General features: G+C 43.4%; 13 protein-coding genes and 2 tRNA genes. 2 read left to right on the top strand and 13 right to left on the bottom strand.

The window, feature by feature from the left end; genetic code table 11:
* Positions 1 to 58: 58 nt before the first annotated feature.
* The 13 genes from nadA to aspS all read right to left on the bottom strand — a co-directional run bounded on the left by nadA (position 59) and on the right by aspS (position 11,516).
* Positions 59 to 1,102: a quinolinate synthase NadA gene (gene nadA / locus CWC29_RS05560; protein ID WP_010605119.1), complete on the bottom strand. Its 1,044-nt coding sequence runs from the start codon at positions 1,100 to 1,102 to the stop codon at positions 59 to 61.
* Between the two features lie 133 nt (positions 1,103 to 1,235).
* A tRNA-Lys gene (locus CWC29_RS05555) sits at positions 1,236 to 1,311 on the bottom strand.
* A 155-nt stretch (positions 1,312 to 1,466) separates the two neighbouring features.
* Positions 1,467 to 1,542 (bottom strand) — tRNA-Lys (locus CWC29_RS05550).
* A gap of 149 nt (positions 1,543 to 1,691) precedes the next feature.
* On the bottom strand, positions 1,692 to 2,444 hold the full coding sequence (gene ybgF / locus CWC29_RS05545; protein WP_128727754.1) for a tol-pal system protein YbgF: 753 nt from the start codon (positions 2,442 to 2,444) through the stop codon (positions 1,692 to 1,694).
* A gap of 12 nt (positions 2,445 to 2,456) precedes the next feature.
* Positions 2,457 to 2,993 (bottom strand): peptidoglycan-associated lipoprotein Pal, encoded by a 537-nt coding sequence (gene pal / locus CWC29_RS05540; RefSeq protein WP_128727755.1) that lies wholly within the window; start codon positions 2,991 to 2,993, stop codon positions 2,457 to 2,459.
* Between the two features lie 40 nt (positions 2,994 to 3,033).
* Entirely contained in the window at positions 3,034 to 4,392 is a 1,359-nt protein-coding gene (tolB, locus tag CWC29_RS05535; protein ID WP_138524250.1) for a Tol-Pal system beta propeller repeat protein TolB, read from the bottom strand.
* A gap of 9 nt (positions 4,393 to 4,401) precedes the next feature.
* On the bottom strand, positions 4,402 to 5,343 hold the full coding sequence (gene tolA, locus CWC29_RS05530; protein WP_128727757.1) for a cell envelope integrity protein TolA: 942 nt from the start codon (positions 5,341 to 5,343) through the stop codon (positions 4,402 to 4,404).
* Complete coding sequence (tolR, locus tag CWC29_RS05525) at positions 5,343 to 5,771, bottom strand: protein TolR (RefSeq protein ID WP_010377593.1); 429 nt, start codon at positions 5,769 to 5,771, stop codon at positions 5,343 to 5,345. Before tolR ends, tolA begins: the two co-directional genes overlap by 1 nt.
* A complete protein-coding gene (tolQ, locus tag CWC29_RS05520; protein WP_010605125.1) occupies positions 5,758 to 6,462 on the bottom strand; it encodes a protein TolQ in 705 nt (234 codons plus the stop codon). Before tolQ ends, tolR begins: the two co-directional genes overlap by 14 nt.
* Positions 6,463 to 7,459: 997 nt before the next feature.
* Positions 7,460 to 8,464 carry a Holliday junction branch migration DNA helicase RuvB gene (gene ruvB / locus CWC29_RS05515; RefSeq protein ID WP_138524252.1) on the bottom strand — a complete coding sequence of 335 codons (1,005 nt, stop codon included), beginning with the start codon at positions 8,462 to 8,464 and terminating at the stop codon, positions 7,460 to 7,462.
* Between the two features lie 2 nt (positions 8,465 to 8,466).
* On the bottom strand, positions 8,467 to 9,084 hold the full coding sequence (gene ruvA / locus CWC29_RS05510; protein ID WP_010377584.1) for a Holliday junction branch migration protein RuvA: 618 nt from the start codon (positions 9,082 to 9,084) through the stop codon (positions 8,467 to 8,469).
* A gap of 2 nt (positions 9,085 to 9,086) precedes the next feature.
* The gene (ruvC, locus tag CWC29_RS05505; RefSeq protein WP_010605128.1) at positions 9,087 to 9,608 is read right to left on the bottom strand and encodes a crossover junction endodeoxyribonuclease RuvC; all 522 of its coding nucleotides are present in this window, start codon (positions 9,606 to 9,608) and stop codon (positions 9,087 to 9,089) included.
* A 123-nt stretch (positions 9,609 to 9,731) separates the two neighbouring features.
* Entirely contained in the window at positions 9,732 to 11,516 is a 1,785-nt protein-coding gene (gene aspS, locus CWC29_RS05500; RefSeq protein ID WP_128727759.1) for an aspartate--tRNA ligase, read from the bottom strand.
* 275 nt (positions 11,517 to 11,791) lie between these two features.
* On the opposite strand from aspS, the gene CWC29_RS05495 reads away from it, so the two are divergent.
* Together CWC29_RS05495 and CWC29_RS05490 are read left to right on the top strand one after the other, a co-directional pair.
* Entirely contained in the window at positions 11,792 to 12,559 is a 768-nt protein-coding gene (locus CWC29_RS05495; protein ID WP_128727760.1) for a DUF72 domain-containing protein, read from the top strand.
* The gene (locus CWC29_RS05490) at positions 12,559 to 13,065 is read left to right on the top strand and encodes a M48 metallopeptidase family protein (protein WP_138524254.1); all 507 of its coding nucleotides are present in this window, start codon (positions 12,559 to 12,561) and stop codon (positions 13,063 to 13,065) included. The genes CWC29_RS05495 and CWC29_RS05490 overlap by 1 nt, the downstream gene beginning before the upstream one ends.
* Positions 13,066 to 13,076: the final 11 nt, after the last annotated feature.

Genomic DNA, 13,076 nt, shown 5'->3' with positions numbered 1-13,076 from the left:
GCCTCGCACTTTATCAAGCAGTTTTTTGCTTTTCGGATTTATTTGTCTATTAATCCTACTATTTTTGCAAGGATGCAGAAAAATCTAGCATGCGATTAAGCGAACGTAGTGCGCCTTCACGCAATTCCATATCAACGAAGACTTCTTTGCCTTGTGGGCTGATAAGCGCTTCTTCAATTGCTTGTAGGCCGTTCATTGCCATCCAAGGGCAATGGGCACAGCTACGACATGTAGCGCCTTCACCAGCGGTAGGCGCTTCGAAGAACTCTTTCTCAGGGCAAAGTTGCTGCATTTTATAGAAGATACCGCGATCGGTAGCAACGATAAACTTCTGATTATCCATTTCTTGCGCAGCTTTAATTAACTGACTCGTTGAGCCTACTGCATCCGCTAAGTCTACGATTTCTGCAGGAGACTCAGGGTGAACCAGTACTGCGGCGTCAGGATGCAGTTGTTTCATGTCTTTAAGGGCTTTGGTTTTAAATTCATCATGAACGATACATGCACCGTTCCACATGATCATATCTGCACCCGTTTTCTTTTGAATATAAGAACCCAAGTGCTTATCCGGACCCCAAATGATTTTTTCGCCTTGCTCATCAAGGTGCTCAACAATCTCAAGCGCGCAAGAAGAGGTGACAATCCAATCCGCTCTTGCTTTTACCGCAGTTGAAGTATTGGCGTATACCACCACTTTTCTGTCTGGGTATTGATCACAAAACGCAGAAAACTCGTCGATAGGGCAACCTACATCCAACGAGCAAGTTGCTTCGAGTGTTGGCATCACAACGGTTTTGTGCGGTGTCAATATTTTTGCCGTTTCGCCCATAAAGCGCACGCCGGCTACGATGATCATGTCTTTGTCTTCTTGCTTAGCGCCAAAGCGTGCCATTTCTAATGAATCAGCAACACAGCCGCCAGTTTCTTCAGCAAGTGCTTGGATCTCAGGATCAGTATAATAGTGGGCAACCAGTACCGCATTCTTTTCAACTAATAGCGCTTTGATACGCGCTTTATACTCTGCTTTTTCTTCAACGGTAAGAGGGGCAGGTTTTGGAGGGAAGATATAATCTTCCGGCATAATACGTTCAGCTAGACTCATTTCTCGACCACTAGTCCACATTGCATAATTAGGTGGAATTATACGAAAAATACAGGGGTAATCCTAGCGAATGTTTAGCTCAAAATGGCGAGTTTAAGAAAGTATTTTGAATAATATATGAAGAATAAGAGGATGGTGGGTCATGATGGACTCGAACCATCGACCAATGGATTAAAAGTCCACTGCTCTACCAACTGAGCTAATGACCCGCTCAAGTATTAAAAGTGCCATTAATTCATCCTGAAGAGGTGTTCCGGCTCGTCGTCCTGACTCGCGTTCAAAAAGCTGCGAAGCCTTGCTTCGGTCTTTTTTCACCCAACTGAGCTAATGACCCGCTCAAATATGAATTCTAAAGCTTGTAAAGTGGTGGGTCATGATGGACTCGAACCATCGACCAATGGATTAAAAGTCCACTGCTCTACCAACTGAGCTAATGACCCACTTAACGCAGCAGTTTTTTGTTACCAATCGCCTGCTGCGGGCGCTTATAATACTTATTTAAATTTTGAGTGCAACTGAAATAGCTAGTTTTTTTCACTTTTTATGACTAAGCGCCTAATTTTAAGGCACTCAGCTCAAAAAGTGATAATTACATCTTCGCTAAACGCTCTGTTGCCAATTTTGCAGGAGTCGTACTTGGATACTCTTTAATCAGTTTATTAAGGAGTGTCTTCGCTTCAGCTGTTTGTCCCTGTTTATGTAAAATAGTACCCAGCTTTAACATTGCTTCTGGACGTTTATTCGATTCAGGGAAATTATCCACAACGGTTGCGAAGTGAGACTTAGCTTTACCATCGTCAGATTTTATTAAGAATAGCTGACCTAGCCAGTAATGCGCGTTTGGTACATATACTGAGTTTGGATACTGCTGTAAAAAACTTTGAAACTCAGGGATCGCTGCATCGTAGCGCTTATCCTTCATTATCATGTTTACTGTGCGGTCGTACGCCTCATTCTCAGACAGGTTACTGCTGAACGCTTGTTCAGGTGTAACATCTGGCGTTACAGCAGCGGTTGACTTTGACTGGTCGTAAGCTTGGCTAACGCGATTTTCAATCTCTTGATACAACTCACGTTGGCGTTGCAACACTTTTTCAAGCTTATAGCTCTGCTCTTCTGTCACACCGCGTACTTGGCTTACTTCTTCTTGTAAAAGATTAAGCTGTTGCTGAAGCTCGGCTTGCAGTAAATTGCGGGTTCTCATCATGCTCTCCAGTTGAGAGACACGTTCTTCTAGTGTTTGACTTGAATTTGCAGCTTCTGAAACAGGAGCGGGAGCAGCCCAAACTTGGGCGCTCCCGCTCATGAGTAAGAATGCTGCCAAAATAGTATTCGGCTTCATAATAACTCTTTCTTAGTACACTAATACCGCGCGACGGTTCTTAGCGAACGCTTCTTCTGTGCGTGACTTAATCATTGGCTTTTCTTCACCATAGCTCACTACAGAGATCTGGCTGTCAGAAACACCAAGGCTTTGAAGGTATTTAGCTACTGATTTACCGCGGCTCTCACCTAGTGCAATGTTGTACTCAGGCGTACCACGCTCATCAGCGTGACCTTCTACCAGTACTTTTACACTTGGATTTTTCACTAGGAAATCAGCGTGCGCTTGAAGTAATTCAGCATATTTACTTTGAATAGTAGATTTATCAAAATCGAAGTAAACGATCTGTTCTTGACGAAGTGCTTCATATTTCTCGCGTAGTTTTTCTTCTGCAGATTTCTCACGAGAAATAGTGTTTACGTCAACAGTGTTGTTATCTTGATTGGTTGCCGCTTGATTGCTTTCGCTCGCCGCGCCCTCATCAACACTTGAGGATGAGCTACATGCTGCAAGTGTCATCACTGGCAACGCGACCATTAAGGCTTTTAGAGTTTTGTTAAGTTGCATCGAGTATATTCCTATATCTTTATAAATCTAACCAGCAAAATTACTGTAAAAACGGCGACCAGGCTGGTGCCTTAACTTGACCGTCCAAGACAGGTAATCTTGCCTTGAAACGACCATCCATAGACACCAATGCCAATACCTGCTTATTATTGTGCAAGGTGCTGTATATTATCATCGAACCATTTGGTGCAATGCTCGGAGACTCATCTAGTCTCGTACGAGTTAGCACTTGAAACAGCCCGGAATCTAATTCTTTTTTCGCAATGTGGTAACGGCCCAGCGTACGGTTAACCATAATCAGACGTTTACCATCTGGGGTGATCGAACCTGCTAAGTTCATGTCGCCGTCGAACGTCACTCGCTTAGACCTACCAGTTTTTAAATTTAACTTATAAATCTGAGCATTACCACCCCTTTCAGATGTATACACAATTTCTTGACCGTTTGGATGCCAAGAAGGCTCAGTATCTATACTACGGTGACGAGTCAAGCGTGTTTCTTGACGGGTTTTTAGGTCAATTAGATAGACTTCTGTCGCACCACCTGAGTCCTTAGAGAGCACCGCTAGTAATTTAGTTCCATCAGGAGAAAACTGTGGTGCGCCATTAATACCGGGGTGACTCGTGACGAGTTCGCGTTTTCCAGTGTAAATATCTTGAATATAGATTTGCGATTGGCGATTTTCAAAAGTCACATAAGCAAGTTTGTTTGCATCCGGTGACCATGCAGGCGACATTAACGGCTCTTTGGAGCGTAATAACACCTGCTCGTTGTAACCGTCATAATCCGCAACAACCAATTGGTACGGCTTATCTTGGCCGTCACGTACGATGACGTAGGCGATCTTAGTTCTAAATGCACCTCTTTCACCCGTTAAAGCTTCGTATACAACATCGCTAATTTGGTGCGCATAGTTTCTAAAGCCTGTACTGCTGACAATGCTTTGGCGTCCTTCAAGTACATGATCGTCACTTTGCATTAAGCGACCATTTGACATAATGCGAGTTTCACCACCAGTAAGCTGTGCTCTTATCACATCAATCAATTCATACTTTACCAAGTAGCGTCCAGCAGATTGCTGAGTCACGGTGCCTACTACTACCGCTTCAATCCCTGCATCTACCCATGCAGCGTAGTCAATCTCCGAGTCAGTTGTAGGTAATTGAGGCATGTCAGCCTCAGCAACGGGCTTAAATTTACCGCTGCGCATCAGGTCCGCAGAAATAACGTCACTTAAACTCGACGGCATTTCACCAGTGCCATTATACTTAAATGGCACAATCGCGATGGGTCTAGCACTGTCTACCCCTTCTGTTATCACAATTTCAAGTGCGGCTTGCGCAAACTGTGATACGCCCAGAGTAAAAACCAGCAATAAGGTTGTGAACTTCTTTAGCATGTTCGTCCTTTAAAAATTTGGTTTAATTGTTAGATTGATATTCTTAAGCTGCTCAAACACGTCTTTATCTTTAGAAACAGGTAAAGTATCTGCCATTTTCACAGCACGGATAGCAGCTTCACAAACTAGTTTGTCGCCGCCCAATGACTCTACATGCGTCACAAGGCCGTTAAAAGCTAGACGGATGTTTACTCGGCATTGTTTACCTTTCATTGTTTCGTCAATAAGTAAGTTTGCTTGAATGCGTTGCATGATAAGCGCTTTAAACTTATCCACCTCGCTCAAGACTTGCTGTTGACGGATCTTCGCTCTTGCTGCCTGCTCCTTAGCAAGCTGATCACGCAGCATTTGTTCTTCAAGTGCCTTTTGACGTTGACGCTCCGCTTCTTCCGCTTTTCGTTTTTCCTCAGCTTCGCGACGTTTCCTCGCCTCTTCGGCCTTTCTTAAGCGATCTTCCTCAGCTTGACGCTGGGCTGCTGCCTTTTTAGCAGCTTCTTCCGCTGCGGCTTTTTCAGCTCTCGCTTTATCAGCCTGCTCACGTTGCTTTTTCTCAATTTCGCGAGCGCGTTTAGCTTGCGCCTCAGCTTGGCGAGTCTCTTCCAACTTAGCTTGACGCTCTTGCTCCAGCTTTTTAATGCGCCTAGCTTCGGCTTCACGGTCTTTTCTGGCTTGCTGTGCACGTCGCTCAAGATCTCGAATACGGCGATCTTCAGCTGCTTGCTTTTCCTCTTCACGCTTTTTTAAATCCGCAATCTTTTTCTCAACCGCTTGCTGATCAACCGACACCGCAGAAACCGCCCTTTCAGGCTTTTGATCTTTTTGCTGTGGATTTAAGGTGACTTCCATCACAGTAGGTGTTTCAACTTGAAAATTTGCCGTAGCAAATAGCAGACCGCCAATCGCGCCATGAAGCAATACTGACTTAACTACACTGCTAGATAATGAACTCATTACTCATCCTCAAATGATTTAGTCATTAGGCCAACAGAAGGAACACCCGCTTTTTTCAAGAAATCCATTAAATAAAGGACTTCTTGATACGACACTCTGCCTGAACCTTTAATCATTACAGGAGTATCTGGATTTTGTTCTAACTTAAGTTTAATCACTGCGGCTACTTCTACTGCATCCATTGGCGCTTCAGGGTCTGTACCAACAGTCACAAAATAGCGACCTTCAGCATCAATGGTGGCAATAATCGGTGGCGAGTCTTTGGTTTCAACCAATTCAGACTCTTCCATCTGAGGTAGGTCTACTTTTACGCCGTGCTGGATAAGTGGAGCCGTTGCCATAAAGATGATTAACAACACCAACATAACATCAATATAAGGAACGACGTTGATCTCCGCGACGGGACGACGTCTCTTACGCTGATACATTTTGTTTTGCCTCTACTTGTGTTGCAGCCTGACGATAAAGAATATTAGCGAACTCTTCCATAAAGTTAATGTACTGAGTTTCGAGCTTTTCTACATTTTTGGCAAATCGGTTATAGGCCATAACCGCTGGAATTGCCGCAAACAGACCCATGGCTGTCGCAATCAACGCTTCAGCAATACCTGGAGCAACCATTTGCAGTGTCGCTTGTTTCACTTCACCGAGCGCGATGAACGCATTCATAATACCCCAAACCGTACCAAATAGACCGATATAAGGACTAATAGAGCCAACTGTCGCTAAGAAAGAGAGGCTTGATTCTAACTTTTCAATTTCACGAGAAAGCGCGACACGCATTGAACGGTGAGTTCCTTCAACAACAATCGAAGGAGATTGGATATTGCCTTTTTTATGCTTTGCAAATTCTTTAAAGCCGGATACAAATAACGCTTCTAATCCTGTTGCACTACCAGCCCTTGCAGCTATTTCATTATAGAGTTTGCTAAGATCCATACCGGACCAAAATTTTTGCTCGAAATTCTTTGATTGGCTTTGGGCTTGAGAAATGACAGTTTTACGTTGAAAAATAATTGCCCAAGAAGCAATAGACAATCCCACCAGGGTCAACATAACAAGTTGTACCAAAAAACTGGCTTTTAAAATTAGATCGACAAAATTTAGTCCCGATTCCACGTTATTATACTCCCAAAAGTGTTTCGGCAATGGTAGCCATTTATATTTTTACGCTCTACCGAGCAATATCTAGAGATAGACTAGATTTACTACCAAAAGGTTCAGCTAGTTTAACCACACTACAAATACCTTACAATCTCAATACTGCGAATTCATTGTATTTGACGATAAATAGACCAGAACAGTTTAACTCCCTTTGCTTTACCCAAACTTAAGCAAATCCAACAATCTCCATCACAGCCTCTAAATATGACTGAAAACTGCATAAAATAGGAGTTTTATGCACAAATAGAGAATAAAACTCCACAAAACACATTGGTCTTACCAATTAACAACAGATTATCTAATATTTACAATTTGCGCATTTAACATACAAACCTATATTTTACATAAGCTTACACAAATACACCGACACATTTAAGCTCACTTTTTGAGCTTGTAAAAAATTTTGATATTAGTTTTTTCTATCTGAAAAAAGAATTTTTCTAGTTTGATGAAAAGCCAAAACCTCTTTAATATACACCCTGTACTGAGCGAGCAGCTGAAGTTTCAGCAAGCACAGTTACTTGCAATAGGATTCTGATTTTTCGTATTGCTTAGATGACGCATTTTGTGGATAAAACCCAAAGTAACTCATCTTGTTCCCTGGATTACTTCCTTCAACTTGTTGTTTTGCCCGCATTATTTGCGGGCTTTTTTTTGCCCGAAATTTGGCACAAGCTCAACATTACGCTCCACGCTTTCTTTAACACTCGGTCATTTTGCGGTTTTTATTTAGTGTTTGGCTTAAAAGACGAGGCAATCTACAAATTGTTTAAGCAACATATAACCCACACAGGTAAGTTACCTCAGCAGTGATGGATCTTGCTTGAATTTAGCTGACACAAAATAATGGATTTGTGCAAACGCGATTTGCAATAAGTGAGTGTAGAAATGAAATAGCCGAGTTAATACTCGGCTATTATGAAGAATAAAGGTGTTTATTACCCAACTTAGATCATTCTGGCTTGCTTAGCTCAAAATGCATATAGGCTTTGTCAGAGACAATACGTCCTCTTGGCGTGCGTTGAATAAAACCTTGTTGGATCAAAAATGGCTCTATCACATCTTCGATGGTTTCTTTTTCTTCTCCAATTGCCGCAGCAAGGTTATCCAGACCAACCGGGCCACCGGTAAACTTTTCAATGATTGCTAGCAGATATTTGCGGTCCATATAATCGAAGCCACATTTATCAACATCGACCATATCCAGCGCTAAGTGCGCAATCTCTTCAGTGATAGAACCATCGCCCTTCACTTCAGCAAAGTCTCTTACCCTGCGTAGTAAACGATTTGCTATTCGTGGTGTACCGCGCGCTCGACGCGCTACTTCAGTTGCGCCCGACTCGCTGATCTCCAAGTTTAAGTGATACGCTGAGCGAGTAACAATCGCAGACAAGTCCGCAATCGAGTAAAACTCCAAGCGCTGCACAATACCAAAACGGTCTCTCAATGGTGAGGTTAACGAACCGGCACGTGTCGTTGCGCCAACCAAAGTAAAAGGCGGTAAATCCAGTTTAATTGAACGTGCAGCAGGACCTTCGCCTATCATGATATCCAATTGGTAGTCTTCCATTGCAGGATAGAGAATTTCTTCCACCTGAGGACTTAAACGATGGATCTCGTCAATAAATAACACATCCCCCTCTTCAAGGTTAGTGAGCAATGCGGCCAAATCTCCCGCTTTTTCAAGCACAGGTCCCGAGGTGGTTTTAATATTCACCTCAAGCTCGTTTGCAACAATGTTCGCAAGCGTAGTTTTACCTAAACCAGGGGGACCAAAAATCAGCAAGTGGTCTAAGGCTTCTTGCCTTGAACGCGCCGCCGCAATAAAGATTTCCATTTGCTTTTTAACATGCGGCTGACCGGTATAATCGTTCAGTAGTTTAGGTCTAATCGCCCTGTCAACTAAATCTTCATTACCTTGGACCTCAGGTTCAATTAATCTATCTGCTTCAATCATAGTTACATCATCGATTTAAGAGCATCTTTAATGATACTCTCGGTCGTCATGCCTTCTCTGTTTACGGCTTTTACCGCTTTTTGTGCTTGAACTTGTTTATACCCTAATGCCATTAAGGCTGCAATCGCTTCATCTGCTGGGGTATCACTTACCGTCGGATGCTCTTGCGGCGCAAGTACAGCGGCATCGCTAAACGGTGTGAGTAAGTCATTGCCAAAGTCTTTTAACTTATCTTTCATTTCAAGTACTAAACGCTCAGCGGTTTTTTTACCAACTCCAGGGATCTTAACCAAAGTAGTTGCATCGCCATGATTCACGCAGCTAACAAATTGCTCTGCAGACATACCCGACAAAATTGCAAGACCGAGCTTAGGGCCGACTCCGTTTGCTTTAATTAACGTTCTAAACAATGCACGTGCGATCTTGGTATTAAAACCAAACAGTAACTGCGCATCTTCACGCACCACAAAGTGGGTAAATACTGAAACCGGCTCGCCCACGCTTGGTAATTCATAAAAACAAGTCATAGGCATTTGTACTTCATAACCTACACCTGCAACATCAATTAATATTTCTGGTGGCTGCTTTTCTAACAGTGTTCCGCTTAATTTTCCTATCATGGTTATCTCAACCTTCCTCTTACGGTTTTACGAGCTGCGCCTGCCATTTTTATTAAGTTTTGCCTTGAGTGCGCGTGACAAATCGCCACAGCCAACGCATCTGCTGCGTCAGCTTGGGGTGTGCCAGGCAATTTTAATATGCGCTTTACCATTTCCTGTACTTGGGCTTTGTCTGCACCACCGGTACCCGCAACGGCTTGTTTAACTTGTCTTGCCGAATATTCACTCACGACCACTGACTGCATGGTCGCCGCAACAATGGCCGCACCTCGCGCTTGACCAAGTTTTAAGGCTGAACTTGGATTATGCGCAACGAACACTTGCTCAATCGCAAAGTCGCTCGGCGAAAACTGCTCTATGAGCTGTGTGATCCCTTGATAGATCATTTTTAATCGAGTGGGAAAGTCATGTTCACCAACTTTAATGCAACCGCTCCCCAAATATTGGAACTTTGCACCTTGGTGAGCAATCACACCATAGCCTGTAAATCTTGACCCCGGATCAATTCCTAAAATGACAGCCAAACGCATCGTCTCTTGATTTTTTGGTTATAATGCCAAAATACTGTATAGATTACCAGTTATAAGCTAGTACATAAGATCAAAAAAGGCGACCTAAGCCGCCTCTTTTACACCAGGTTGACGAACTTACTCGCCTTCACCTTGCTCTACTAACTGCTTTTCGATTGAGATAGCAAGCTCTTTTAGCGCATCTGGGTTTGCAGGGCTTGGTGCATCCGTCATCAAGCACGACGCTTGCGTTGTTTTCGGGAACGCAATAACGTCACGGATGTTGTCAGTGCCACACAGTAGCATCACCAAACGGTCAAGACCGAATGCCAAACCTGCGTGTGGAGGCGTGCCATACTTCAGAGCATCGAGTAAGAAACCAAACTTCTCTTGCTGCTCAGACTCTTCAATGCCAAGGATCCTGAACGCTGCCTGCTGCATTTCGTTGTTGTGAATACGAACCGAACCGCCACCTACTTCGTAGCCGTTAAGTACCATATCGTATGCATCAGAAAGTGTACCTGCTGGGTTTGCTTCAAGTTCCGAAGCACTTACGCCCTTAGGTGCAGTAAACGGGTGGTGTACCGCGTGTAGGTTGCCTTCGTCGTCTTCTTCGAACATCGGGAAGTCAACTACCCAAAGTGGTGCCCACTTATTAAGATCAGTAATTTCTAAATCAAGACCAATCTTCAGACGTAGCGCGCCCATCGCTTCATTTACGGTATTGCGCTTGTCTGCACCGAATAGAATAATGTCACCTGTGTTTGCGCCTGTGCGCTCAAGCAGTGCATTGATCACTTCTTCGTTCAAGAATTTAGCAATTGGCGACTGTACGCCTTCGATACCTGCATCACGGTCGTTTACTTTCATCCATGCCAGGCCTTTCGCACCATAAATACCTACAAACTTAGTGTATTCATCGATTTGCTTACGTGAAAGTTGTGCGCCACCAGGCACTGACAGTACTGCAACACGACCTTTTTCGTCGTTCGCAGGGCCGCTTAGTACTTTAAATTCAACGTCTTTTACGATGTCTGCAACGTCGATAAGCTCAAGCGGGTTACGTAGGTCTGGTTTGTCCGAACCATATTTGCTCATCGCTTCGCTGTACGGCATCACTGGGAACTCACCCAAATCAACGTCTAGGAAAGACTGCCACATTTCGCGGATCATTTTTTCTGTCACACTACGAACTTGATCTGAGCTCATAAATGACGTTTCGATATCTATCTGAGTGAACTCTGGCTGGCGATCGGCACGTAAGTCTTCATCACGGAAACATTTTACGATTTGATAGTAGCGGTCAAAACCAGACATCATTAGTAGCTGCTTAAATAGCTGCGGCGACTGCGGTAGCGCATAGAAACTGCCTTTGTGAACACGACTTGGTACTAGATAGTCGCGTGCACCTTCAGGTGTCGCTTTCGTTAGTACTGGCGTTTCAATGTCTAAGAATGCATTTTCATCCAAGAAACGACGCACAAAGCTACTCGCTTTAGCACGCATCTTAATGCGATCGCTCATTTCTAGACGGCGTAGGTCTAAATAACGGTACTTAAGACGACGCTCTTCAGAGTTTTGCTGATTGAAGTCAAGCGGTAATGGTTCTGAACGGTTGATAATGGTTAAGCCAGTGCCTAAGATCTCAACTTCACCGGTTGCCATGTCTTTGTTTACTTGGCTTTCAGGACGCGCACGGACAACACCTTTGATCTGAACACAGAACTCTTGGCGCAACGTATTCGCTTTATCCATTAAGCCTTCCACTTCAGGATCGAATACCACTTGCACAAGCCCTTCTCTATCTCTTAAATCGACAAAGATTAGGCCGCCAAGGTCACGACGTTTATTGATCCAACCACATAGTTCAACTTCCTGATCTACATGGCTCTTATTTAGTTTTCCGCAGTATATAGAGCGCATAAAATTCCTGTCAGTCCAGTTTGCTCTTACGACTAATCACTTCTCACCACACAATATGAATTCACAGTATTGGTAAGCCAGTCGCTAAGACTCATTTTCAATAACCGCCAATTATATAAAAATACGCTGCATTGTCATCCTCAATCTAAGGATCTGATACACTATTCACACATTTAATCGTTGTTTTGATCACTATGTTGTATCTGGGTTGCCCACAATGGAGTAGCGCACACTGGAAAGGTCGAGTATTTTCCAGCCATTGTAGCGCCACAAATATGCTCAAAGAGTATGGCCAAATTTTTAATAGCGTTGAAGGTAATACGACTTTTTATGCCGATCCAAATCCGCAGACCGTATTAAAATGGCTAGAACAAGTGCCTGATGACTTTCGCTTTACGTTTAAAATTCCTAAGCGTTTTAGTCATGAAATGGCACTTAGCCACTGCCAAGATGAATTATTGACTTGGTGTAAAAACATGGCACCGTTGTTCCCTAAATTGGGCGTGTTAATGCTGCAATTACCTGCGCAGTTTGCGCCTGAACATATAAATAAAATGCGACAATTTTTATCTTGGTTGCCCAAATCACTAACTGTTGGTGTTGAAGTACGACATTGGGACTTTTATCGTAAAGGTGATGCTGAGCGCAGATACAACCAATATTTAATCGAAAATAACTACAATCGCATCGTGATGGATACTCGCGCACTCTTTAGCGAGCCTGCCAGTACCCCTGCGATAGTAGATGCACAACAAAAAAAGCCGCGATTGCCTGTACATGCTATTGCTACAGGAGACAGCCCAATTCTGCGATTTGTTGGTTGCTCTCAGCTTGAGTCTAATAGAGACTTTTACCAGCCTTGGTTAACTAAACTCAATCAATGGCTCAGTGAAGGTAAATCACCTTATGTGTTTTTCCATACCGCAGACAATTTTGATGCGCCATTTTTAGCAAGACAATTTATTGCTGATTTAGAGATACATCATCAAGTAAGCAATCCATTCCCCGCTGAAAAAGAAGCAAAGCAAGAGGCGCTGTTTTAATGTCCCATCCCTATTTTTTAAACTACTCCGAGCAAGTCCAAACTCAAGTCACTCAGTTAATAGAGAGCAAACGACTCAGTGTGTTTTTCAAAAGCCGCTATCCTGAACCGCATCAAATCAAAAGCGATAAGCTACTTTACGAATATGTAGAAGGATTAAGACAACAGTACTTAAAAAATACCCCACGGGTATCGCAGGCCAAGTTTGAGAAGCGCAACAATATGGTATTGAATGCGTTAGGAACACATACGTTCAAAACCACACGGCACGGGCAAAAACAAAAAACGTCGCACCAAATACACATCGCAGCGCAGTTAAAACACGCTCCCGAGGCGGTGTTACGAGCATTGGTTGTACACGAGCTAGCGCACTTTAAAGAGAAAGACCATAACAAAGCGTTTTACAAGCTTTGTCAGCACATGGAGCCCAACTATCATCAACTTGAGCTAGAATTACGGCTATTTATGCTGATGTGTGAGACAGAAGGAAACACCAATTACACTTAACTTAAGTGTAA

Source organism: Pseudoalteromonas galatheae, from assembly GCF_005886105.2.
GTDB classification, from domain to species: domain Bacteria; phylum Pseudomonadota; class Gammaproteobacteria; order Enterobacterales; family Alteromonadaceae; genus Pseudoalteromonas; species Pseudoalteromonas galatheae.
The sequence above is the reverse complement of the archived record's forward strand: the minus strand, read 5'-3'. Positions and strand labels throughout refer to the sequence as shown.

What these genes read in the sequence shown, in the direction of transcription:
- CWC29_RS05495 (WP_128727760.1), top strand. Translation starts at nt 11,792, where the DNA reads ATGCTCAAAGAGTATGGCCAAATTTTTAATAGCGTTGAAGGTAATACG.
- tolA (WP_128727757.1), bottom strand. Translation starts at nt 5,343, where the DNA reads ATGAGTTCATTATCTAGCAGTGTAGTTAAGTCAGTATTGCTTCATGGC.
- tolR (WP_010377593.1), bottom strand. Translation starts at nt 5,771, where the DNA reads ATGTATCAGCGTAAGAGACGTCGTCCCGTCGCGGAGATCAACGTCGTT.
- ybgF (WP_128727754.1), bottom strand. Translation starts at nt 2,444, where the DNA reads ATGAAGCCGAATACTATTTTGGCAGCATTCTTACTCATGAGCGGGAGC.
- CWC29_RS05490 (WP_138524254.1), top strand. Translation starts at nt 12,559, where the DNA reads ATGTCCCATCCCTATTTTTTAAACTACTCCGAGCAAGTCCAAACTCAA.
- ruvA (WP_010377584.1), bottom strand. Translation starts at nt 9,084, where the DNA reads ATGATAGGAAAATTAAGCGGAACACTGTTAGAAAAGCAGCCACCAGAA.
- aspS (WP_128727759.1), bottom strand. Translation starts at nt 11,516, where the DNA reads ATGCGCTCTATATACTGCGGAAAACTAAATAAGAGCCATGTAGATCAG.
- pal (WP_128727755.1), bottom strand. Translation starts at nt 2,993, where the DNA reads ATGCAACTTAACAAAACTCTAAAAGCCTTAATGGTCGCGTTGCCAGTG.
- tolB (WP_138524250.1), bottom strand. Translation starts at nt 4,392, where the DNA reads ATGCTAAAGAAGTTCACAACCTTATTGCTGGTTTTTACTCTGGGCGTA.
- ruvB (WP_138524252.1), bottom strand. Translation starts at nt 8,464, where the DNA reads ATGATTGAAGCAGATAGATTAATTGAACCTGAGGTCCAAGGTAATGAA.
- nadA (WP_010605119.1), bottom strand. Translation starts at nt 1,102, where the DNA reads ATGAGTCTAGCTGAACGTATTATGCCGGAAGATTATATCTTCCCTCCA.